This window comes from Chitinophaga qingshengii (assembly GCF_014529935.1).
GTDB lineage: Bacteria > Bacteroidota > Bacteroidia > Chitinophagales > Chitinophagaceae > Chitinophaga > Chitinophaga qingshengii.
In genome coordinates this window covers 314,626-340,459 of the sequence record NZ_JACVFC010000001.1, presented here as the reverse complement: position 1 = coordinate 340,459, position 25,834 = coordinate 314,626, and the positions used below count along the sequence as shown (strand labels likewise).

Below are 25,834 nucleotides of genomic sequence, written 5' to 3'. Positions count from 1 at the left end.
CACACCATGAAAAAACTAATTTTAACTATAGCCGTTGCCGTTAGCATGGCGGGTTGCTCCAAACAACTGGAAAAGCTCCCGCAGGGAAAACTGACAGGAGGCAATGTTTTTACAGAAGCCAATGATTTTGTGATGGCTACTGACGCCGCTTATTTACCGCTTACCAACCGTTTTCGCGGAGACTGGGGCTGGGATGAAGGCAGCAGCATCCCCCGCGACTGGGTAGTTGGCGATCTGATGAGTGACGATGCGGTGAAAGGCGGCGGTAGTTTGGGCGACCAGGAAGATATGCGGCGGATGCAGACTTTCAGCATCTTCCCGGAGAATAATAATGTGCTGGGCATCTGGCGTTTCAACTACAAAGGCGTAGATGCCTGTAATACGCTGCTGGCGCAGGACGGCGCCGCAGTTCCTGGTCTTGACCCGGCATTGCTGAAACGTATGAAAGGCGAAGCCTATTTCCTGCGCGCGTTTTACTATTTCAGGCTGGTGCTCAACTTTGGTGATATTCCTTTGCTGGTGCCGGAGAAAAAGATGACGGATAATTCCGTTCGCACACCGGCAGCAAAGGTATACGAGCAGATAGAAAGCGATCTGGCACAGGCGATCAGTATGTTACCGGCCAGCTATGATGCCGATAACTACCAGCGTGCTACCACCGGCGCCGCACATGCGTTGCTCGCCAAAACCTACCTGTATCGGCAGCGCTGGCAGGATTGTTTAAATGAGATCGCCGAAGTGGAAAAAGGCAGCTATCTGTTGCTGGACCATTACGAAGATAATTTTAACGGTATAGGAGAGAAGGGAGGCGAGATCATTTTTGCGGCCCGCCATGATGCCGGCAAAACCCCTTCCCAGGGATCTGTGCTGAATGCCGTATTTGGGCCGCAGGGAAAAGGCTGGGGGTTTGAAATACCCACCAAAGACCTGGTGGATGCTTTCGAAAACGATGATCCGCGGAGGGCAGCCACCCTTTTTAAGGCAGGCGATAAATACCTCGATGGCTCCAGCTACGACCCGGCCTGGTCGCCGGTAACCGGTTTTAACGTGCGTAAGTTTATGAGTAATGTAAACCCCATCGATGATGGCGGTGTTGACTTTGCATATATCCGTTTAGCAGACGTGATACTGTGGAAAGCAGAGTGCCACGCTAACCTGGGCGCACTGCCGGAAGCACGCACCGACCTGGAAAGGGTGCGGTTACGGGCACGCAAGTACGCAGCTAATCCGGTCACCGCACTGCCACCTGTTACCACCAATGATAAAAATGCGCTCCTTTCCGCCATTCAACATGAAAGACGCGTAGAGCTGGCGATGGAAGGCCATCGCTATTACGACCTGGTGAGATGGGACCTTGCCAGGACCATCCTCGCCAAAGCAGCTGACGCCGACCCGCTGAAAGGATACAAGGACTATGGCAATGGCTGGCAATCTTTTAATAAGCTGTTGCCTATTCCTCAGCGGGAGGCTGATTTGCTGAAACTGTCTCAAAACACCGGCTATTGACCGGCTTTAATGAACACGGAAACCTGTTTGTTGTCCGCCGGCGGTTGAATACCTTCTTCTCCGCCGCGGGCAGCAGACCATTCTCTTAAGCGCATCAACATGAAAAAAGTGACTGTCAACCGCTTTGCCGGAAACCCATTGCTAACACCGGCGGATGTAAAACCCAGCAGGCCCGGGCTGGAAGTAGCCTGCCTGCTGAATCCTGGCGTATTTGAATTCGACAATAAAATATGGCTGATCATCCGCGTAGCAGAACGGCCACAACAACAGACGGACATCATCTCATTCCCGGTATTGCAAAATGGCGGGATAGAAATTATTGAGATCCTGAGAACTGACCCGCACCTGGACGCGAAAGATCCGCGGGTGCTCTGTTATAAAGGAGATGATTATCTCACCACCCTTTCCCATTTGCGGCTGTTTTGCAGTGAAGACGGAATTCACTTTCACGAACCGGAGGGTTATCCGCAGCTGCATGGTGAAGGACCACTGGAAGCCTTTGGTATAGAAGATTGCCGGGTAACAAAACTGGAAGACGTTTATTATCTCACCTACACGGCCGTTTCATCAAACGGTGTAGGAGTGGGCATGCGCACTACGCGAGATTGGAAGACCTTCTCCAGCCCAAGCATGATCATACCACCGCACAACAAGGACTGTACCCTGTTCGATGAAAAAATAAACGGTATGTACTATGCGCTGCATCGTCCCAGCAGTGTAGATCTTGGCGGCAACTACATCTGGCTGGCACAGTCGCCGGATGGTGAGCACTGGGGAAAGCACCAATGCCTGGTACGCACCTGCGCCGGCTCCTGGGACAGCGCAAGGGTAGGCGCCGGTGCAGCACCTATTAAAACCGCAGCAGGGTGGCTGGAAATATATCACGGCGCCAATGCCGCGCACCAATACGGACTGGGCGCCGTTTTACTGGACCTCAACGATCCTTCCAAAGTGCTGGCACGGAGTGTTGACCCCATTATGATGCCGGAAGCCCCTTACGAACTGACCGGTTTTTTCGGCCAGGTAGTTTTTACCAACGGGCATATTGTAAGAGGGGATGAACTCATCCTTTATTATGGCGCTGCCGATGAAGTAGTGTGTGCCGCCCGGTTTTCTATCGGGGAAATACTTTCATCCTTAAAAAGTTGACATTTATGTTCAGGAACCTTTCCACAGAAATAAAGCATTTTAATCAGCAACCACACGACTTCCGTATCCTGGTGCTTACCAATATGATCTACGCCCTGGTACTGCCGGTGATCGATATTTTTGTAGCCGCTTATGTGATGCGTAACTCCAACGACCCTACGAAAGTGGTGATCTATCAGCTGACTATTTACACCGGCATACCGCTGACTTTTTTACTGAATGGTTTTTTGCTGAACCGTTTCAGTATTAAAGTATTGTATTCCGCTGGGATGCTGTTGAGCGGTGTGTCTATGATCGTGATGATGTCGCTGAAAACACTGGACCTTACCGGTATTGGAATCGCCGGCATCATTATGGGCATGTCGTTTGGTTTTTACTGGGCCAACCGCGACTACCTGGCGCTATCGATCACCAGTGACCAAAACCGTAATTATTATTATGGCCTGGAAACATTTTTCTATACGATTATCGCTGTCATAGTACCAGTCTGTATTGGCTGGTTTATTGAAGCCGGTGGCGATATCAATGTGAACAACGCTTACCGAATTATTACCGGGCTGGTATTTGTGATCACCATTTTTGCTTCTGTGGTCTGTTTCAGAGGACGCTTCCGGAATCCGGATGAAAAAACATTCCTGTACCTGCGTTTCCATCCGTACTGGCGCAAGCTGTTGATGCTGGCCTCTTTAAAGGGATTGGCACAAGGATACCTGGTAACGGCGCCGGCTATGCTGATCATGTTGCTGCTGGGAAAAGAAGGGGCATTGGGTACGGCGCAATCGGTGGGCGCCATCATAGCGGCTGTGTTGATGTATATTATCGGCAGGGCCGCTAAACCGGAACACCGCATCACTATTTTTGCGTGCGGACTTATCTGCTTTGCATTGGCGGCTGTTTTGAACGGCGTTTTATACAATGCCACCGGCGTGGTGATTTTTATGCTGTTCCTGTTGCTGGCAAAACCATTGCTGGACATGGCCTATTTCCCGATTCAATTCAGCGTCATTGACATTCTTTCCAAAAAAGAAAAACGCAATGAATACGCGTATATTCTCAATCACGAAGTAGGCCTCTATGCAGGCCGCTTTCTGGGCGCGGGTACTTTTATTTTCCTGGCCTATTATTTTTCCACGGAAGTGGCGCTGCGTTACGCTATCATCATCATTGCCGTTTTACAACTGCTTTCTATTGCAGTAGGTAAACGTATTGTTAAAGAAGGGAAAGCACTGATAAAAGAAATATCTGAAAAAACCACTGCGGTGGTATAAATTGTTTATAGCATGGTAAAATTAAGAACAACAGCCATGGTGCTCGGTTTGCTGTGGGGGGCCTGTAAAACATCTCCGCCGCCGCCTGTGGCACAGCAGCACTTGCCACGACTGGACGCTATGGCCGACGTGCCGCAGCCGCTGCAGATAATAGACTGGTACGCACTGGCCCGGCAGTTTGACAGCACCGCTTATGACTTTAGCAGCACCGGTCCGCATTGGCCGCTGGTTTGGTGGGATAGCAGCCGGCATAATTTTGATCAGCCCGTGGTAGGCCTGTATACCGCGATGGACGACCAACGGCAAGGCCCCGCGCATAACAAGGGGATCTTTCATGAAGCGCTGGCCACCATGGGCGCCACATTGGGAGCTACCCTGGTAGGGGTGGACAAAAGCAACCAGCAAGGCCTTAACTATGTAGGCATGCTGAAAAATTATTTCAACCGGGAAACAGGCTGGGATATTATGATGAACAATACCTGTCCGGAAGTGGCCCAGCTGGGCGGCGGCTACGGGCGTGACTGGTGGTACGACGTGTATCCCAATGTGCTCTTTTATGGTATCTATCATCATTATCCCCATATGCCGGATTTGGACATGCTGGCCCGGCGCATTGCGGAAAAATTCTGCGCGGCAGACTCGGTACTGAATGGCAACTACGATCATACCTTTTTTGATTATGCGCAGCTGCAACCAAAAGAAAACTGGATCTGTAAACAGCAGGATGCCGCTGCCGGTCATGCCTATGTATTGTATGCCGCCTACAAAAAGTTTGGTGATCCGCGATACCTGGATCATGCTGTAAAAGCGCTGCAAGCCCTGGAACAGCAACCGCATAACACCAACTACGAAGTGCTGATGCCTTTCGGCGCCTATATGGCAGCAAGACTGAATGCCGAGCAAGGCAAACAATTCGATGTGCGGAAATTTATGGAATGGACGTTTAACGGCGATCCCGAATGCCGCAAGGGCTGGGGAGTACTGGCGGGCAACTGGAACGGCATGGATATATCCGGTATCGTGGGCAGCACAACAGACAGAGGCGGATATGGTTTTCTCATGAATACTTTTGACGCCGCCTGGCCGCTGGTAGCCATGGTACGCTACGATCCTTCCTATGCCGCTGTTGTAGGTAAATGGATGCTGAATGCCGGTAATGCCGCCCGTTTCTTTTACACCCAATATATGCCGGACGATCATGAAACAATCCCGGAGAAGGCCGCCATCACCAAAGGGGTAATTGGCTACGAAGGGATTATCCATACATCTTCCTACCCGCAGTACGCACACCTGAAAGCGCCGGTAGCGCAGGGCGACGGGCCGCAATGGGCCAAAGGGAACCCAGACGTATCACAGTTCAGCGTATACGGCAGCGGACACGCCGGTATCTTCGGCAGTATTATCCGCACGACTACTGTTCCCGGTATATTACAACTGAATTTGCTGGCTACGGATTTTTTCAGGGACAAGGCGTATCCTTCCTGGCTGTACTACAATCCCTACACGGAAGAAAAAACAGTGACAGTCAATGTGGGCGATCAGCCGGTGGATATTTACAACACCATTACCCGGCAGTTTATTGCGCGTAAGGTAAAACAATCGTACGACCTCGTTTTGCCGGCGCATAGCCCGGCAGTACTGGTACTGACGCCCGCCGGCGGAAAAGTGACGAAAAAGGAGAACAGGGTGTTGGTAGACGGAGTGACGGTGAGTTATTGAGTTTTGGCCATAGGCAGATAAAGAAAGGTGTCTCTGATATGAGGGAGGCACCTTTCTTATTTTCAGGCATGTGTATGATCATTTTAAACCTTGTATTTTCTTTTTACTATTTTCGTCTTGTTATGACTAACATCAACTCCTGGGTCCATGAGCATATATGACGAAAAAGATTTATTCAGGAGGATGGCCAACGGAGAGGATGCGGCCTTCAGGGAGCTGTTTCACGAATACAATGCCAGGCTCCTGCCATTTATTTACAAGATCTGCAAATCCGAAGTAATAGCGGAAGAAATGGTACAGGAAGTTTTCCTCCGTGTTTGGGTGAACCGGGAGGAACTGGCCTATATGGAGCGTCCGGCCTCCTGGATTTTCAGGGTGGCTTCCAATTTATCAGTTTCCTATCTGCGCAGCCTGCAGGGGAAGGAAAGACAATTGCTGAGCATCGAAAATATCACTGAACCAGTTGCTGACAACGTACTGGAAGAATTGACTACCCGTGAATTGCAGGTGCTGATTGAGCGTGCTGTAAGTCAGCTGCCACCAAAACGCCAGCAGATTTACCGGCTTAGCCGGCACGAAGGTCTTAGTCACAAGGAAATAGCCGAACAATTATCTCTCTCTCAGAATACAGTAAAAGACCAGCTGGTCATCTCCTTAAAATATATCAGGGAATATATTTATAAAGAATGGGGAGGCCTCATACCCGTATTGGTACTGATTGCTGCTATTTAAAAAAAAGTTGCCAACAGAACAGTCCTGTTATGCCTGCGCTGCGTCTTTTATAGAAAGAAGGCATGCAATGCCCTGCGATCACTACTTAAATTTTAAGGATTGGATAAGGAAAGGATGCAATATTTACTGGGGCAATATCTGCATAACGGGCTGTCCCGCGATGAGCGTATAGCCTTGTTTGAAGCGCTGGAACAGCGGGATGCTGCTGAATGGGAACAGGCATTGCAGGAAATGATGGAAAACGGCCCCGGGGACCCGCTTTACCGGGAAGATGCCTGGGAACATGTGATACAGGCAATATTGAAAACAACGCCCCGTAATATTCACAGCACTGGCAAAAAGAGGGGGCGGCTGGTTTTGTTACGGCGTGTAGCCGCGGCAGCAGCTGTACTGTTGCTGGTACTCAGTGCCGGTATCTGGTTCTGGAGAGGCCATCATGCCCTGACGCCGACGCCCGTCATTGGCGGAAATACGCTGTCAGCGGATGTGCAGCCCGGTGGCAACAGGGCCATACTTACGCTATCGGACGGTGCTGAAATAATACTGGATAGCGCTCACAGCGGGCTTTTGGCACAACAGGGCAATGTGAAGATCATGAAAGGAAATAATGCGCAGTTGACCTATCAGTACAACGGTATACCCGCCAACGTTAGTTACAATACACTCTCTACTCCCCGCGGCGGGCGCTACGAAGTGGTATTGCCGGATGGTACCAGGGTATGGCTAAATGCTGCCAGTTCATTGAGGTATCCTACTGCATTTACAGGTAACCAGCGTGTGGTGGAACTTTCGGGAGAAGGATATTTTGAAGTTAGTGAAAACCCGGGCAAACCTTTCCTGGTGAAGGGCGGAAATTTTGAGATAACGGTACTGGGAACGCATTTTAATGTTATGGCGTATATCGATGAAGAAGAAGCACGTACTACCCTGTTGGAAGGTGCGGTGAAAGTAGGTGCAGCATCCGCGGCCGTATTGCTTAAACCGGGACAGCAGGGCGTACTGAATGCCGACGGTAAAATAACGGTCATCGATGAGGCAGACCCGGAAGCTGCCATAGCGTGGAAGAACGGGTTCTTTCAGTTAAATAATGTAGAGATGTCTGTTGTGCTGCGCCAACTGGTTCGCTGGTACGATATAGATATTGTATATACGAAAAATATTCCCGACTGGCATATGACCGGTAAAATTGAAATGAATCTTACGCTTTTACAGGTGCTGCAGGTGCTTGAACAAAGCGGATTGAAATATCGCCTGGAAGGCAGAAAACTGATTGTCATGTAAGTGGCCTGGACAGCGACGGACGCCACAGCACAACCAAAAATCCGTGAATTGTAAAATGTAAATACCACCGTTAAACACTATTACCACGTTATGTATGAATGTTCGGTCAAAAAAAACCGGAAGTGTTGACAGCACCTCCGGCGAATGTCTGAGACCAACCTTGAATTAATATTTCCACTTATTAACTGACTACGGTCGTTCCCAAACAATGTAAAATTATGCATTTGATGGCTCTTTTAAAAGGCAGGATAAGACTATGCCTTTTAATCAACAAAATCGCGTTGATGATGAAACTTACGGCTTTTTTACTGGCGGCCTGTTTACAGGTAAGTGCTGCCGGTTATGCCCAAACGGTCACGCTCTCCGAAACCAACACTCCTCTCCGGACCGTTTTGAAGAAGATTGAAAAACAAACCGGGTACCATTTTGTATACCGGGAGGAATGGTTAAACCATGTTCCGCAGGTATCTGTCCGGATACAGGATGTGCCTTTGCAGCAGGCGCTGGACATGTGTTTCAGCAAGCAGCCCTTTAGTTGGATGATCATCGGGAAGACAGTGGCCTTGAAGCTGTTGCCGCCTGTATCACCGGAAAACAAAGAGGCTATACGAGCTACCATACATGGGAGGGTGACTGATGAAAAAGGTACGCCGCTGCCGGGAGTCAGTATAAGGCTGAAAGATGCAGGACTGGGTGTTATTTCAGATGCCGATGGAAACTATTCCCTGCAACTGCCTGGTAATACCGGTACGCTGATATTTACCAGTGTAGGCTTTACCACCCGCGAAGTAACCTGGTCAGGCCAGCCTGTGCTGGACGTAATACTGAAAATGCAAAGTACCGGCCTGGGCGAAGTGGTGGCAGTAGGCTATGGCAGCGTTACCAAACGTGATCTTACCGGATCTGTAGCCAGTATACGGGCCGATGAAATAGCACAGTCGAAAGTAACCTCCATTCAGGAAGCGATACAGGGAAAGCTGGCCGGGGTACAGATATCCTCCGTTTCCGGTGAACCGGGGTCCGCTATGAACATCTCCATTCGTGGCGCCAATACCATCTACGGAGGGGCGAGTCCGTTATTCGTGATAGATGGTATTCCCTATGATGCTAATTCAAATGAAGTGGCTGGAGCCAGCATTGGCAACGGTACGGCCTCTAACCCGCTGGCAACCCTGAATCCGGCTGATATCGCCTCTGTTGATGTGCTCAAAGATGCTTCCGCTACCGCGATATATGGTTCCAGGGGCGCTAATGGCGTAGTCATTATCACCACCAAATCAGGAAAAGCCGGTCAGTCAAAAATAGATTACGACGGTAGTATGATGCTCTCCTCTGCAACCCGGAAACTGCCGGTACTGAGCGCTGACGAATACCTGGACTATCGCAGGATCGTATCTCCCAATACTATATTGTTCTATAAAGACACCAATAAAGACGGGTTGTATAATGACCAGGATGAACCGGTTGACCTTACCAAACTACCCAAACACGACTGGCAGCGGGAAATTTTGCGCACCGGGGTAACACAAACGCATAACCTGGGTGTGAGTGGTAAAAAGAATGGTACCTCTTTTGCCGGAGGGGTCGGCTATCTGGGCCAGTCGGCCATCATCAGCAATAACGATTACCACCGCTATAATGTACGGTTGAAACTGGACCATGAACACCAACAGCGCCTGAAACTGGGTCTCAATGTGAGCACCGCTTTCAGTGAATTGAATGGCGCTACCCAAAGCGGTGGTGGTGACGCATTGTTTAACGGCGTGGTACAAAACCTGGTCATATCCAAACCGGTAGAATTCTATGACCCGCTATGGGACAGGGCCGGACAATATATTTCGCCTGTAACCATGATCAATAACGCCGATAAGAATGTAACCGTATTGCAAACCAATATGAGCGGATACGTTAACTACAAATTGGCGGAAGGGCTGTCGCTGAACGTTTCCGGCGGCGGTATTCTTACCAGTTCCAAAGGGAAAGAATTTTATGGTAAACTGACCAGTTGGGGAGTAGGAGACAATGGCCTGGGCATTCTCCAGGAACAGCGTGCCTATTCTCTATTTAACACCAATCAGCTTACCTATGAAAAATGGTTCAGTAAAGATCATTATCTGAACGCGATGGTAGCTTTTGAAACCAGTAAATACAACTATGAGTTCTTTTCGCTGCAGAAATCAAATTTTGCTGATGAATCCACCGGTATCAACGACATCAGTAAAGGTACCAATGTGAAGGCATCCGGCTCATACAGGGATGTCAACAAACGGTTGTCGTACTTCGGACGTATTAATTATACGTTGCTTACCAAACACCTGTTCACCGCTACTTTCCGTGCCGACGGGTCTGATAAATTCGGCGCCGGCAAACGCTTCGGATATTTCCCGTCATTTGCCTACTCCTGGCTGTTGACGGAAGAATCTTTTATGAAAGCGCAAAAGATATTCAGCGATCTGAAGCTGCGGCTCAGCTACGGCCAAACGGGGAATGAGCGGATCACTTCCTACCGTTACCTGTCAGCGCTTGAAAATGCGTACTACGCCGGCGATCTGGGACTGGCGCCTGCATCGCGGGCTAATCCTGATCTGAAGTGGGAAACCACCATCCAGTATAATGCCGGGATTGATGTGGGTGTACTCAACAACCGCCTGGAATTTAGTGCAGATATATACAGTAAAAAAACGAAAGACATGCTGCTGCCGGCTTACGTACCTTCCCGTACCGGTTATATCCAGCAATGGCAGAACCTGGGACGGGTAGACAACAGCGGAATAGAAATAAGGATATCTTCCAAAAATATAGACCACCGCGATTTTCAATGGCAGACTGATTTTAACATCAGCAGCAACAGAAATGAAGTAAAGGATATCGGTAACATTGGTTTTATTCCGGTTACCATGGGAGGCGGCTGGATACAGGACGTAGGCCGGGTAACGGCGGGCCAGCCCATAGGCACCGCCTACGGTTATGTGTTCGACGGTGTATATCAGATCGGCGATTTCACCTGGCAGAATAATAATGACCCTGCCATACCACATGAAAAAAGAGAATATAAATTAAAGGACAAACAATTGCAGATAGCCGGTGTGAATGTACGGCCAGGATCTTTTAAGTTCAAAGACCTGAACAATGATGGTGTAATAGACCTGGATCACGACAGAACTACCATCAGCAGAAGCCAGCCGAAATTTTTCGGAGGTATCAATAATACTTTCCACTACCGGAATTTTGATTTTAATGTGTTCCTGGAAGGATCATATGGCGCCCAGGTATTCAACGAATCCCGTTACCAGCTGGAAGGCGGTGTAATGGAAACCTGGATGAACATTACGAAAGATTTCTTCGCCCATCGCTGGTCTACCGAAAATCCTACCAATGAACGAGGCGATTTCGGAGCGCTCAATAAAACGGCCATGCTGTCTTCCAGTTATTATGTAGAGGATGCTTCCTATCTGCGGCTCAAAAGTATATCTATCGGATACCGGATACCGGCTGCTATTACAGAAAAGAAGGGCATATCTGCCATGCGTGTTTATTTCACCGGCGCCAATCTTTTTACCTGGACAAAATACACAGGATATGATCCTGAGCTGAATTCAGGCAACCCTTTGCTGCCAGGCTTCGATCGTATTTCTTATCCGAGATCAAAATCTTTTACGTTAGGATTGAACGTTTCATTTTAATTGAAAATTGTCATGAGAATAGTTGTTAATATTTGTCTGTTATGCGTGGTGGTCCTTACCGGTGGTTGCAGGAAATACCTGGATACCAAACCTTACTCTTTCAATACGGTGGAGAATCTGTATAAGACCGCTGCTGACGCAGAATTGGGGCTTACAGGCTGTTACAGCATACTGAATACTAATTCCATACAGAATACCGGGTTTGGAGAAACATTTGCGGTGGCCATGCCTTTCATGCTGAGTGCTGGAACTGATGAACTGGTAGCGCAGGACGGCTTCACGAATCCCAATTATGCACCATTTGGTACGGCGGATGTAAGCAGTCAGAATGAAACCATCCGTAATAACTGGTTCTTTCTTTTTGCCGGTATCAACAGGATAAACTACTTACTGGAACAGGTACCCGGGACACCTGTAAATGAGAACCGGAAAAAAGAAATCATAGGGGAAGGACATTTCCTGAGAGGACTGTTGTACATGTACCTCGCCATGGAATACGGCGGCGTACCGGTTTACCGGTCTTCTGTACAGGACCCGGGCGTACAACGGGCATCTTTACAGGAGGTGTATGAGTTGGTACTGGCCGATTTACAGGAAGCCTATCAGTCCTTACCTGCCAGAGCGGGAGTGCCGGGCAGGGCCAATAAATGGTCAGCCGCCGGTTATCTGGCAAAAGTATATGCTTATCTCGCTGCCTGCAAAAAAAATAATGTAGGAAAGGAGCTGAATTTTAAGCTGAATAGTTTTGATTGGGTGGATGCAGCTGAGATGTACAACAAACTATTGACGGTGACCACGGATATTACGGCCAATAGCGGGTATAAACTAACGGCCCGCTACGATTATCTTTTCCGGGAAACCACCAGGTCTGCACAAAATGAAGAAGGGCTGTTCACCGTCAAAGGTAGTACCAGTTCAGTAAATGGCAACTATAATCTCTGGCTCTTCTGGCAAATACCTATTGGCAGTAACATCGCCGGTGGGGGATACGGCTGGTTCCGGCCTACGGGGGAGCAGTTTTTCCGTTATCATGCCGCGGATGTCCGTCGTACGCACAACCTAACCTTATACCTGGACCCGATAGGGCAGACAGAAGTGGTGGAAGGAACAAAATATTTTGTGCCTTTACCGTGTACCAATCCCAAAAACGGGAACTATTGCGTGGGTAAATTCAGGTACCGCGACCCTGCCACCAAAGCCATTTCACAGGCCTGGTCGGATGGGGACTTCCTGTTGCTGCGTTATGCGGATATCCTGCTACTGCGCGCAGAAGCACTTTATTATGCCGGCGATGAAACAGGCGCCCGCCAACTGTTGAATGAGGTTCGCACCAGGGCTGCCGCTACGCCGGCAGATACCGCCCTGCTTACCACGGCTTACTTTAATGCCGATTTTATGACCGAGTTGCTGGAAGAACGGTCCAGGGAATTATGTTTTGAGAGCTGGAGAAGAATTGACCTGATCCGGTTCGGTAAACTGGGAACGGCATTGAACGGCTTGAGCAACGACAAGGGAAGCTGGAACACCATTGTGCCATTAATCAAAACCAACTGGAAACCCTATAAAATATGGTTCCCGATTCCTAAAACAGAAATAGAACTCAGTCCGCTTGAGCAAAATACAGGTTATTAATGCTATCACTAAAAAAACAGGGTATGAAGAAATTTTTTTTATCGCTGCTTTTTCCGGTAAGTATTACCGCGCTAATTTCTTGCAGCCGGTCGGCCGATTTGACGGCAAACCCGGAGCTGGTCAAAGGAGTAAAGACGGCCGGAACGGTGTCCGCTACCGGTTTGCCGGCATCGGTAAACCTATTGACAGATACCGGTTTTCAGAAAGGGTTTAATGTATTGCATCCCTCCACAGGGGCATTACAGGGGCCGCTGCAATACACCTCGTCGAATGGCAGCCCCGTATGGAATCTGGCACAATGGTACAGCGCAGCCAGCATCTACGCAGCAACGCCAACCATCCTGTCATCCGGTTCGTACCGGTACGCCAATAACTATAAGGCGGTAACCGTGGGGCCGGCTGTTTCGGCCGACAGAAGCCTGGTTTTTGCCATCAATGGCCAAAGTGAATTCAACAATACCTATAGAGGAGCAACAGATCCGTTCCCTGTACTGCTGGCAGATCTTAAAATTGCAGATCCTGACGGGTGGCTGGGAACGGCAACTCCGTTTATAGGAGCTATGTCGAGCGTACAGTTTGATATAGATGCCTTGTTGCAATATCACGCCAGAAACCAGCAGGCTGGTTATAATTCCGCTATTCATGCCATTCAGTTTAGCTGCACCTTCCTTATCCAAAACCTGCGGCAAGGTAACCCCGGTTACGGAAAATCAATGTACTTCCTCGTAATGCTGTACGACGACAGGTATCCATTACCTGGAAAATCAGTGTCGACAGACCTTTTTACCGGTAAACTGATCTATGATGTAGGACTAGCACCCTTCACCGGTTCAGGGTTAACGGCAGGGCAGTGGAAACATGTAGGCGGAGACTTGCTGCCATTGATCAAAGACGGTTTAAATGAAGCCTGGAACAGGGGACTACTTACTGAATCGCAGAATTATAACGACTATAAAATTTCTTTATTTACCATGGGATGGGAATGCCCTGGATTGAACATAGGTACGATGCAGGTAAAGAACCTGAGCCTGATCGCCAACTAATATGACCATGAATTTTATAAAGAAGATCATTATCCCGGTGGCAGGCTTCCTGGTATGGAATGCCTGCACCGGTGTGAAACCAGCCATTGTTGTTAAAAATAATGGTCCGGCAGCTACCGCTGCCATTCCCTTGATGGGAGACACCGCTTTCAGTGACGGGATTATTCTGAGAGGCAGCAACTCCGCCGCACCGGCTGTTGCAGATACTATCAAACCTTTTGATGAAGCGATGGAAGTGCCGCGCTGGATGCTGGCGGAATGGGGTAGCAGGCATCTGCTTAATCGTGTGCAGCCACAGCGGGCGGCCAATAAGGTGATCTACGCCAATGATGGTAAGAAGATGGTTTTTGAGCGTACCGCCAAAGGAACACGCATAGATATGGAGATTTTTACATCCGCTGAATTTAAGGAAGCCCGTAAGGATGGAGAGGACTGGCCCCATCTGCTCCTGGAGCAATCGTTTCCGCACCCGTTGAGAATGGATAGTATGAGTGCGCTGTGGTTAAAAATGGATACCCGGTTAATGTATTGCATGAATAAAATGAAGCCGGCGACTTACCGGAAAAAATTGCATACCGCGCAATTCTCCCTCTACCTGGCCATCAATAATCGTAACCGCCATTCGGCCGGTTATGGTGATTTCGTGTGGTTTGGCGTTCCGTTGTATGATTACCGTTATAATGATATCAAACGGTACGAAGCCCGTGATAAAGGGAAAGCGGATGCCACCGGTAAATTCATCTACAGCCTGGCAGGAAGGGAAGTATATACCGGCAGTTTTCATGACGGGAAGTGGCGGCATATATCGAAAGACCTGTATCCTGCAATCAGGAGGGCTTTTGAAACAGCTAAACGTAACGGGTACCTGAAGTCTTCTTCCTGGGATGATATGTATATCACGGGCATGAATATAGGATGGGAGGTACCCGGTACCTTTGATGCAGGGCTTCAGTTGGAAGGATTGTCACTCACGGCTGTAGTGGCGCCGGTAGTAGTGAAGGTAAAAAGAAACGGCATCCCTGGAAAAGATTGTGATTTTGCCGGCAACAGAGGGATAGAGGATGCGATAGAAAGTATCCGTGATGCTTCTGCAACAAAGCCCTATGTGATAGAAGCAGGCCCGGGAACTTATGAAGCACTGCGCCCGGCAGATTTTAACAGTGCAGGTAGTGGCCCGGGAAACTATGCATTTATCAGGGGAAAGGATTACGTGTCGTTAAGGGGAACAGATAGGGAAGCAGTGGTGATTCGCGGGGAATTACCGGATAAACTGGGCGCTTCTTTTTCCTATGAAAGTTATCAGACGATTTATTGGCACGCCCGCTCTGGTAGTATGGAGCATATAACGGTTACTGCAAAAAATATCCGGTATCCGGTACATATTGATGGCGGAGCTACCGGAATGGCAGGAGCTTATACTTATCTCGGCCATGTAAACCTGGTGCATGATGGCAATACCGGCGATGCTGCCCGTTGGCGTAGCTGGCATCCGCTGGGCCTCGGCATGTCAGAGGGCCAGGTGCTGGAAGTTGTGTCATCCGTGTTCCGGTCGCCTTCCTGGCCGCTATATATGCATACTAACGCCGATTTTAGGCGACCTTGTAAGTTCATATGCAGACATAGCCGTTTTGAAGGAACAGGCCAGGGGAAATTATTGGCTTGTTTCCAGAGTCTGGGCAGCCATCGCAAAGATGAAATAGTGTTGGACAGCTGTACCTGGAACGCCGGTTATGTGATACAGTCGGACGATGTACCTTATTTATCCTCCCGGGGCACAGGCCGGTATTACAACCATTGTGACCTGAAAATATCAGGAAGGGGTAACAGCCCCCTGCTCTGGAATCCGGCCTTTGGAGGCCAGGTGCTTAAAATAACCGCCGCTTCCACCGTTCAGCTGGACACGCTGAGCAGCGCATATCCCCTGATCATGAAAGGCTCCGTTCCCCCGGCATCACATGGTGTGGAACATTTCGTTGGAGGATATGCCTATAGAAAAGGCCAGGGCGAAGTGAAAGCATATGCAAGAGGATGTGTGGATATTGCTGATACCCCCGATATACAACAAGGATACGGCCGCGCATTGGGCAACCGCCTGGGTGATTGCAGCTGTAACACAAAAATACTGGGAGTCATAGTGGATGGTACTCGGTATGATATTGTTTTTAATAAAAACTATGCGGGGGGAAAGACAGGTCCTCCGGCGTTTTCCAATGAACAGGTAATTAATGAAATCCGCCGCGTATTGGGCCGGTCCGCCACCGTTTCGTTATATACGGTGGGTAACGACTACTACCCGGATTTAAGTGACTGTGTAAGCAGGGAAACGGCGGGAGAAACGATTCCCAAAGGAGCGGCGGTGCAAAAGAATAGCGCAGAACGATTGATAAAAGCGCCGGCAGGCGCACAAAGTATCTACGGTGTAGCGTTGGATGATATGTTGCCGGAAGAAGCAGGACGTGTACTAATCCGCGGGTACTTATCTACCGATCCCGGCCAGTGTTTTTATGTATTGCTGGAGAAGCCGGCTGCAGTGAAGAAAGGAAGCCGGCTAACGGTAGGCGCTGCTGCGGGATACCTGGCAATCTCTTCTAAGGACGGACTGTTCCCGGCTATTGAAAATAATGTGGTAGGAATTAATACGCCATGATCTTTTTAATGTGTGTGTGATTTAATTAATTGTTGCTTGATAATCTCCTGCCTTCACATACAACAAACGGCTTGTAAGAATTGTCTTACAAGCCGTTTGTCCTTGTATAAGGAACGTACTTACTTCACCATCTTACACGTCATACTCCACAACGCTGTGCCTACCACGCCTACATAAAACCCCCTTACCACATCCTGTACCTGGAACTGCAGTCGGTTAATACCCTTGTGTAAATTGATGTTTTGCGCAAACACCCGTCTGCCTGTGAGGTCTACTATTTCAAAAAGCGCTTTTCCTTCATAGGGTGTTAATACGGTCGCCAGCACGGTATTACTGCCCAGAAACAGGGAAACCAGGCTGCTGTTCTTCGGTTTGGACGGCGCGGCTTCTACCTGCAGGGTACCCTGGTGGTATTGAAAAATATAATTGCGGGCGGCGCCACCGGAGGCGGTGATGGGGTATTGTCCTGGCACAGACCACTGCGTAGCGGTGGAGCTGAGGTCAGGGTGACGGGTAATGACGGTCGTATCGTCATTATACATAAATCCGGTATAACGTGCCGTAAAAAACGGGTTGGCACGGCCATAGATTTTACTGGTGTCTTCGGGTGTAATGCTGATTACTGCGGGGCTTACTACCAGTGGTCGCAGTGTGCTGTCTGCCGACGGATAATTGTTCAGGTCCCATTGGGTAGCCACCAGGGTGTCTGTACCGGCGCCGAGTATTTTTACTTTCCACTGTCCGCCGGCGGTGCTGTCCTGGTATACTTTGGCTACAGCGGCATTCCGGTTGGAGAAACTTACCGGCAGCAGTTTGTTGCTGCTGGTGGCATTCAATATAAAATCGGTATCTCCATATGTTTTTACGCCGACGGAATCCATTTGTAATGTTCCGGGTGTGATGATCTTATAAGCATTTACGCTGTCTGTTAAGGGAATAAAATATACTTTATTACCCTTCCAGGTGCCCATCACCGTATCGCGGTGTAATACCTGGTAACTGGCCGCGGAGTCGGCACTCCACATTGCCAGTATGTTGGTGCTGTCTTCCTTTTTCCGGAATGCCAGCGCCCATACCTGGGTATTGGCGGCGGAGATACGTTTCAGGAAACGCGGTTCAGCGCCCAGGTAGCCGGTCATTTCCTTGTAACTGTTATAAGCCGGTTTAGGGCTGAAATCCCACTTCAGCAAACCAAAATTACCTTCTTTATCGGCAGGTTGGCCATTATCACTGTGCAGGTCATACCAGAATATTTTTTCTACACCTAAGGAGAGGTAACTCAGGTATACCCGTTGTAGCAGATTGGCCTGTTCATTTACGGAATAGCCGCCCGTCAGCGCAGCGGTACCCATCAGAATACCACCTTTCCAATCACCATAGGTAAACAACGACATCGCTTCTCCTACATTCACATTACTGCTGTTAAAACAGCGGACAATAGGATAATAGGTGTCTGTAGGCTGGAGATTCTTAGGACTGATGAAACGGTCTACCAGCACATTGCTCAACGCCGGCACGCCGCCTGCCAGCGCATCCGGTGTAACGGAGATATTGGTGGTGCTGGCAGGTATGCCTGGTTTGGTCCACGATGCTTCGAAGCCGATCCGGAAAAAGGGATAGTTATAGGACGCCGCGCCGGTACTGCTCCAGGTGCCATCCGGGTTCTGTACATTGGTGTAATAAAAAGGGAGTATGTTCACCGCCAGCATCAGGCCGCCCCTGATAACGTAATCGCGCAGCGGGTTGAGCATAGGCTGATCTGTAGCGGTAGACTCAGAGCCGAGTAACACCGGGAATTCAGCCGGGTCCAATGTGGCAAGATCTGAAAAGGGTATAGGCACCAACGTTATACCGGGTAGCCAGGAGCGCCAGGTTTCTACTTCATCGAGGTTGGTGATCCGGGGAGATACCGCTATGCCTACTTTAAATGTGGTGGTATCTTTTCCCAGCTTATTCAGGGCGTATTTGATGGCTTGTACGGCAAACAACGGCTGCTTCTGGATGGTAGACGCCACGAAGGAGCTGCCGCCGGATTCGGTGATCCAGATGGGCATATTGGCCTGGCCGTTTTGTTGCAGTACCGTATTAAAGTCGTTTCTTAAACGGGTGGTCCGGGCGCTGTTATCGATACCATAGCCATAGGGATGCACCGCTATCTTATCGAAATAACCTTTGGCGCCGGCGGCATACATACCACTGAGGTAATCGGCATTCCAGCCTGCCAGCCCGCCTACGATGACGGAGCAACTGGTATCAATGGCTTTTATCTCCTCGTAGGATGCTTTTAACAACGGAACATACTGAGCGGCATTAGGATTCGGTTTCCAGAAACCGCCGTCTTCTTCGTTCCATATCTCCCAGTATTTGGTATGGCTATGGTAACGGTTTACGACGGCTTGTACAAATGCCCGCCATTCGGGCAGATGGTTATACAATGGTACCATATCCGGACGGGGTTTGCTGATCTCCGTATCAAAACCCTGTAAGATGGGCAGCCACTGGATACCGTATTGCTGGAGTTTCAGCAAAAGGGAGTCGTACCGGGTAAATTCATACTGACCGGCGACTGCACATACGCGGGAAAACTGGATATCTACCCGGAGCCATTTTATACCGGCCTGCTGGCATTTCAACAACTCATTATCAATCTGCGGCCATTCGGGATCTTTGGCGGCATGGGCGCAAACACCAAAAGGGCTGCCGGTTTGGGCGGATAGTGAAGTAACCATAAACAACATTCCAATGCATAATGCAAAACAACGACTGATTAGATTTGGCATAAAATGGGTTTAAGTTTTTTTGTTAGCGAATGACACTTAGTATCCCGTGTTCTGCGGGAAGGCTGCCGGTCCTCCGGCGGTTTTATCTATTTGGTCCTGCGGGATAGGGCGCAGTACGTGGAACGGTTTTATATTACCCCTTGCATTGGGATTATGGATTTTTACTCTTTCCAATAACTTACCGGTGCGTACCAGGTCAAACCAGCGGGTATATTCCCCCATCAGTTCCCTGGCTCTTTCATCGAGGATAAAGTCAATATTAAGATCGGCGGCGGTTATCTCCATCGCAGTTTGGTTAGCGGCAGTTTCAACAGGTGTAGCGCCGGTTTTGGCGGCGCGGCGGCGAACGGCATTAACATAGGGGACCGCTGCTGTCGGGTCTCCGCTCATCATCAGCGCCTCTGCGGCGATGAGGTAAGTTTCTGCCAGCCGGGATACGAGAAAATCGCGGGAACCATTTTCATTGTTCACATCAGGCCGCTGTGGGTCCAGGAACTTGGTGAGCGACGGAAAATAGGTGGTGGTATACTGACTGGGCGTGATGATGGTATACCTGGCGCGGTTCCGTTCGGCGGCGCTCACTTCATAACCTGGCAGGTAGATCGCCGTATCTCCCAGCTGTAGCGTCACTTGCCTGCCATTGATGGTAAAGGTACCGGGATAGTTGCAATAGTATATGTTGAGAAAACTTTTTTCAAAACGGCTATCGTGTGTTTTATCATACAACGTATCCGTCGTGAAACGGGTAGGCCGGAAGTAGCTGTAAGTCCGGCCATTGGCGAGGTCCCTTGTCATACCCGGCAGTGCGGTATAGCCCATGCCGAAAAATAAATGGGCCTGGTTACCGATGCCATTGGTGAGTATGTTTTTGCTATACTGTACCGCAAATACCACCTCCGGATTTTTTTCACCACTGCCTTGTTCAAACACGTCGGCAAAATTATTCAGCAGCTGGTAATGATAATTGTTGATGACATTTTTCGCCAGCATAGCTGCCTGTTTATAGTCGTCCGGCTGTTTGGCGGTGCTGCCTGCCCGGGTAAGGTATACTTTAGCGAGCAGATGTTCTGCCGCCGGTTTGGTTACCCGGCCATAATCTGCTACGGTGGCCGGCAGGTTGGCTACCGCAAAGCTGAGGTCATCCACGATAGCGCGGTAGATACTGTCTATCGGTGTACGATGTGCCGAGGTGGTGACAGTCGTGGTTTCTTCCATCGCCAGGTTGACCGGTCCCCAGGTTTGCATCAGCAGAAACCAATAGGTGGCGCGCAGATAACGTGTTTCTGCTACCCTGGTATTCCTGAGGGCTTCGGTGATGGGTACGGAGGGCGCTCTGGAGATCACCGCATTACAGGCGTTCACGGCGAGGTTCAGGTCATTCCAGGGAGCGGCAATAAAGCCTCTGCCCGGCGTGAGGTTAAAGTTGTAGGCATCCAGTGCCAGCTCGCCACCGCCGCACATATAGGTATCAGTGCCATATACGGTAAGCTGGGCGCCGTTTTGGTTGCCATACCAGGCTCGCAGGTAACTGTAGGCGCTGTTTACGCCGGCATTAAAACCTTCCGGCGTATTGAGATAGTTATCCGGTATAGCGGAACGCATATCTTCCTTCAACAGTTTGGAACAGGAGAAAGCCATGCAGGCATATAATAGAATGATGTAAAAGATTGTCTTCATAATCTGGATTTAGAAGGTGGCGTTAATTCCGAAAACGTAGTTCACATAAAAAGGCTGGTTGGTGATTTCCGGATCTATGCCCTGGTGCTGATGCACAAAGGAAGAGAACACGTAAGGGTTTTGTACATTGGCATACACGCGGAAGGATTGCATGCCCATGTGTTTTAATGTTTGCGGAGAGAACCGGTAGCCCAGGTTGATGTTTTTGATGCGCACATAAGTGCCGCTGAAATAAGATAACGTGCTGCCGTATGCGGGCCCTTGCGACTGGCCATAACGTGGCTGCGGATATACATTGGCCGGATTATCCGGGGTCCAGTAGTCTACATTCACGGAATTATACCTGCCGGCCAGGGTGAAGGTATTGCCGGTACGCAGCGGGTCTTTTATCATCCCCCCAATGGCTGCATTCAGAAAAATAGAGAGATCAAAACCTTTGTACGCAAAACGATTGGTAATACCGCCGGTCCATTTGGGCCTTGTCTGTCCAAGGATAACCCTGTCTGCAGCAGTTATTTTTTTATCGTCATTGAGATCTCTCACTTTGATCTGTCCTACGGCGGAACCATACTGGGCGGCCTGTTGTTCTTCCCCTTTCTGCCAGATGCCATCTTTTACGTAGTCGAAGATGACGTTCAGCGGCTGACCGATAAAACGGCCATTACCCACATCATCTACTTTGCCTTGGGACAACTCCAGGATTTTTTCCTTATTGCTGGCCATATTAAAATCGGTGCTCCATTCAAATCCGTTTTCTTTTTTGGGTTTGATGTTGACGGAGGATACGCCTAACTCAATGCCTGTATTGCTGGTAGCGCCGATGTTGGAGGTGATGGTGGTATATCCTGAAGACACCGGCAGCTGGCGTGCCAGCAACAGATCGGTGGTTTTAGACTGGTACACGTCCAGGCTGCCGGTAATGCGGTTGCCCAGTATGCCGAAATCGATGCCTGCATTGGCGGAGGCGGTGGTTTCCCATTTCAGGGCACCGTTACTCAGGCTCGCAGGCCGGTAACCATAGGCGGGTGCGCCGTCCCAGTCGTAGGAAGTACGTGACAGCAGCGCTCTCGTTTGATAAGGATCTATACCGGCATTACCGTTTTTCCCGTAGGTCAACCTTACTTTCAGGTTATTCAGCAACCGGTTATGACGCAGGAAATTTTCGTTGCTGAGATTCCATGCCAGCGCCACTGCGGGGAAAAAACTCCATTTGTTGCCGGCGGAAAATTTGGAAGATCCATCTGCACGTCCGGTGAGTGTGAGCAGGAAGCGATCGTCAAAGGCATAGTTAACACGGCCCATCCAGGACAGGATGCTCCAGTTGGTATAGCCGCTTCCTACACCGGTGATGGTGGCGCCGGCGCCTACATTGTAATACAGGATGGAGTCCAGCCCCATCGGGAGGTCTTTGGCACTGCCGCTGCTGCTTTCGCTGGTAAGATTTTGTACGCTGTATAGCCCTGTTACATTCAGCCGGTGTTTGCCTCCGAATGTTTTGTTATAGGTCAGCATGTTTTCCCAGGTATAGGACAATGTAAAAAATTCACTGTTACTGGCTGCCGGTGCGGCGCCATTCTGAACCGTAGAGATAGCGCCGCGGTAGTTGCCTGTTCTGCTTTGGGTAAGGTCCGGCGCGAAGTTCATGCGGAACTTCAGTGCCGGCAATAGATCTGCTTCTCCATACAGGCTGCTCAGCAAACGGAAACGTTTGTTGCGGTTTACGACGGCGCCGGGCTCGAGGTCTACCAATGGGTTTACCTGCAGGTTATCGCCCGAAGGGCGCATATTGATCTTGCCCTCGTTATCAAAAGCGGGACTTAACGGCGACGTGGTAAGCGCTGCGTAAAAAGGATTGACGTCACTTCCGTTGGTAATACTGAAAGCCGCCAGGGTAGACATACCAGCCTTCACTCTGCTGCCTATTTTCTGATCGATGTTGATACGGGTAGTATAGCGGGTGAAATCCTGTGTGCGGATATATCCCTTGTCTTTAAAATATCCCAGGGAGATGTTGAAGAGTGTGTTTTCATTTCCTCCGGATACACTCAGCTCGTGGTTTTGTGCAATGCCGGTGCGTACGGTCAGTTCCTGGTAGTTGGTAGAAGTACCGTCGGCAATGGCGGCCATTTCTGTGCTGCTGAATATTTTTTCATCTGCATGCGGGTCGTTATCGTTATAACTACCCACTGCACGGTAGGCTTCGCGGCGATACCGGGCAAACTGCGGGCCGTCCATCATATTAGCCAGCCGGGTTACATCTTCCACATTCAGATAAGCATTATAACCGACTACGGTACGGCCTGCACGTCCCCGGCGGGTAGTAACGATCAGCACGCCGTTGGCGCCTCGGGACCCATAGATGGCGGTAGCGGATGCATCTTTCAATACATCGATGGATTCAATGTCGTCGGGGTTGATATCATTCAATCCGCCCGACAAAGGGATGCCATCTACCACATATAAAGGCTCGTTGCCCGCACTGAAAGAACGAACGCCCCTGATCAGTACCGATGGCTGAGAGCCGGGTTTGTTGCCGGTGTTATTCACATACACACCGGGAACCCTTCCCTGCAACATCTGCTGTACATTGGTAACAGGCACTTCCCGCAGCGCTTTGGAGGAAATGGAAGATACCGCGCCGGTTACATCCGCTCTTTTCTGTGTACCGTAACCCACTACCACCACCGCGTCCAGGCCGGAGAGAGAAGGGGTGAGGGTGACAGTGAGGGTTGTTTCTCCGTGGAGGGCCAGCTCTTTACTGTCATAACCGATATAACTAAAAACGAGCGTGGCGCCGGGATGTACGTTTGTGAGCTCAAAGGTTCCGTTCTCTTTGGTAACGGCGCCGTTGGCAGCGCCTTTTTCTTTCACGGTTACGCCTATCAGCGGCACGCCGCCGGAGGAGGTGACGGTGCCGCGTATGACTTCTTTCGGAATAGGGACCTCTTCAGCAGCCATGCGCCTGCGTTTGATCACAATAGTTTTTCCGGAGATGGTATACCAGAGCGGCTTGTCTTTCAGGCATAATTCCAGCAGCTGCGGAATGGACACGTTTTGTACGTCTACGTCTACTTTACCGGCTTGTCGCAGCAGTGTGGCATTGTACCAGAAAAAATAGCCGGTCTGCTGCTGGACCATGTCAAACACTTCTTCCAGCGGGACCTTCTTTTTGGAGATGGTGACGGACTGGGCAAACACATGGGCGTTGACATGGAGGCTTAGCCCAAGGATGAATACGAAAACCAATTTCATAACCAGGAATATTTTAGGCAGCGGCCAGCCAGGCAAAGGCGCGCCTTTACACTTCGTGTAGAATTTCATATTTTTGTTCAGTTTGGGTTTCCCCGTTAGCAATCGTTGACCAATGATTTTAATGGATTGCCCGAATACCGCCAGGGGCGTCGCAACCGCTCCTGGCTTTTTTATGACAATCTTTCTGCGTGGTGTGGATGGTAGTGTTAGCTGTTCATAAGTGAAAATTTTTCATGTATACGTGGAAAATGGCTGATGGAATATATTACGGGGCTGAGACGATTACTTTCCTGCCTTCTATCTTAAAATGTATGTCTTCTGTTAATGCCAGCATGTGCAGCACTTCCTGAATGGCCGACCCGCGGGAGATAGTGCCGGAGAAATCTTTGCCGGCCATATTACCTTTAAACACGGGTTCAATATCATACCAGCGTGCCAGCTGCTGCATGATGTTGACAATGTTTTCATCTTTAAAGCGGAATATCCCGTCTTTCCAGGCGATCACCTGTTCCAGGTTGGGATGGGAAACGGTAAAGCGCTCACTGTTCTCCGGGAGGCCGGCCTGTTCACCCGGTTTCAGTAGCAGGGTGTTATCCAGTTTGCCGACCCGGATACTGCCTTGCAGGAGGGTAGCGCGGATGGCTGTTTCCTCCGTATAGGCCATCACGTTAAAACGGGTACCCAGGACCGTTATATCTACCGCTCCCGCATGTACGAAGAACGGCTGAGCCGCATTTTGCGCCACTTCAAAGTACACCTCACCGGTCACCGTTACAGACCGGTTTTTACCGGTAAAAGCAGTAGGGAAGGTGATGGACGAGGCGGCATTCAGCCAGGCCCTGGTGCCATCGGGCAATGTAAGCTGAAACTGGCCGCCACGGGGTGTATGAAGGGTGTTTAAACTGACTGCGGTTTCGGTGCCGGTAGCGGCATAGGTCAGTCGTCCGCCTGTTTGTTGTACCCTCGTATGGCCCTGCTGTATCACCTGCCGGCCTGTACTGTCTAACGTGATCGTAAAGCCATTGCCGAGGGTGAGTACGGCTTTGCTGGAGCCCGGGGAAATGGACAGGGTATCGTTTTTTACTATTGGTAGGGAAGGGGATGGGTTAACAAACAACAGATAAGCACCGGCAGATACCAGTATTAATATAGCTGCCGCAGCCTGCCAGCGGCGTGGGAAACGGGCTTTGCGTGTAACTTTCATGGCCGCAATCTTTTTACGGATGCCTGCGCGTATACGCTCATCATGGGCTGCTTCTCCTGCCACAAAAGAGGCCGGAATATCTACCTGTTCATCCTGCCCCTGCTGGTACCATTGGTCCAGCAGCTCCCGTTCCCGGGGAGTAATGGTCCCTTCCAGCCATTTGTTGGCTAATGCTTCATAGTAGGCGGTATCAAACGGTTGATCTTCCGGCATGAGTATGCTGTTTATACCATACAGGTATTAAAAAAGTAGCCGACCCCC

Annotated in this window: 14 protein-coding genes; 10 read left to right on the top strand and 4 right to left on the bottom strand. The window is 49.8% G+C overall.

The window, feature by feature from the left end; genetic code table 11:
- The first annotated feature begins 6 nt into the window (after positions 1–6).
- The 10 genes from ICL07_RS01255 to ICL07_RS01210 all read left to right on the top strand — a co-directional run bounded on the left by ICL07_RS01255 (position 7) and on the right by ICL07_RS01210 (position 16,660).
- Complete coding sequence (locus tag ICL07_RS01255; protein WP_188086134.1) at positions 7–1,506, top strand: RagB/SusD family nutrient uptake outer membrane protein; 1,500 nt, start codon at positions 7–9, stop codon at positions 1,504–1,506.
- Between the two features lie 99 nt (positions 1,507–1,605).
- On the top strand, positions 1,606–2,655 hold the full coding sequence (locus tag ICL07_RS01250; protein WP_188086133.1) for a glycoside hydrolase family 130 protein: 1,050 nt from the start codon (positions 1,606–1,608) through the stop codon (positions 2,653–2,655).
- A gap of 5 nt (positions 2,656–2,660) precedes the next feature.
- Entirely contained in the window at positions 2,661–3,923 is a 1,263-nt protein-coding gene (locus ICL07_RS01245; protein WP_188086132.1) for an MFS transporter, read from the top strand.
- A 12-nt stretch (positions 3,924–3,935) separates the two neighbouring features.
- On the top strand, positions 3,936–5,642 hold the full coding sequence (locus ICL07_RS01240; RefSeq protein WP_223151721.1) for a hypothetical protein: 1,707 nt from the start codon (positions 3,936–3,938) through the stop codon (positions 5,640–5,642).
- Between the two features lie 147 nt (positions 5,643–5,789).
- Positions 5,790–6,374, top strand: coding sequence for an RNA polymerase sigma factor (locus ICL07_RS01235; protein WP_188086131.1), 585 nt, complete (start codon positions 5,790–5,792; stop codon positions 6,372–6,374).
- Positions 6,375–6,473: 99 nt separating this feature from the next.
- The gene (locus tag ICL07_RS01230; protein WP_188086130.1) at positions 6,474–7,655 is read left to right on the top strand and encodes a FecR family protein; all 1,182 of its coding nucleotides are present in this window, start codon (positions 6,474–6,476) and stop codon (positions 7,653–7,655) included.
- A gap of 284 nt (positions 7,656–7,939) precedes the next feature.
- Complete coding sequence (locus ICL07_RS01225; protein ID WP_188086129.1) at positions 7,940–11,338, top strand: SusC/RagA family TonB-linked outer membrane protein; 3,399 nt, start codon at positions 7,940–7,942, stop codon at positions 11,336–11,338.
- Between the two features lie 12 nt (positions 11,339–11,350).
- A complete protein-coding gene (locus tag ICL07_RS01220; protein ID WP_188086128.1) occupies positions 11,351–12,970 on the top strand; it encodes a RagB/SusD family nutrient uptake outer membrane protein in 1,620 nt (539 codons plus the stop codon).
- 23 nt (positions 12,971–12,993) lie between these two features.
- Complete coding sequence (locus tag ICL07_RS01215; RefSeq protein ID WP_188086127.1) at positions 12,994–14,013, top strand: hypothetical protein; 1,020 nt, start codon at positions 12,994–12,996, stop codon at positions 14,011–14,013.
- Positions 14,014–14,020: 7 nt separating this feature from the next.
- A complete protein-coding gene (locus ICL07_RS01210) occupies positions 14,021–16,660 on the top strand; it encodes a hypothetical protein (protein ID WP_188086126.1) in 2,640 nt (879 codons plus the stop codon).
- Positions 16,661–16,779: 119 nt separating this feature from the next.
- Here the strand turns inward: ICL07_RS01210 and ICL07_RS01205 are convergent, their stop codons facing one another.
- The 4 genes from ICL07_RS01205 to ICL07_RS01190 form a co-directional block, all read right to left on the bottom strand.
- Positions 16,780–19,440 (bottom strand): MBG domain-containing protein, encoded by a 2,661-nt coding sequence (locus ICL07_RS01205; RefSeq protein WP_188086125.1) that lies wholly within the window; start codon positions 19,438–19,440, stop codon positions 16,780–16,782.
- A 36-nt stretch (positions 19,441–19,476) separates the two neighbouring features.
- The gene (locus ICL07_RS01200; RefSeq protein ID WP_188086124.1) at positions 19,477–21,117 is read right to left on the bottom strand and encodes a RagB/SusD family nutrient uptake outer membrane protein; all 1,641 of its coding nucleotides are present in this window, start codon (positions 21,115–21,117) and stop codon (positions 19,477–19,479) included.
- 9 nt (positions 21,118–21,126) lie between these two features.
- Entirely contained in the window at positions 21,127–24,369 is a 3,243-nt protein-coding gene (locus tag ICL07_RS01195) for a TonB-dependent receptor (RefSeq protein WP_188086123.1), read from the bottom strand.
- 265 nt (positions 24,370–24,634) lie between these two features.
- Positions 24,635–25,786, bottom strand: coding sequence for a FecR family protein (locus tag ICL07_RS01190; RefSeq protein ID WP_188086122.1), 1,152 nt, complete (start codon positions 25,784–25,786; stop codon positions 24,635–24,637).
- Between the last annotated feature and the right edge of the window lie 48 nt (positions 25,787–25,834).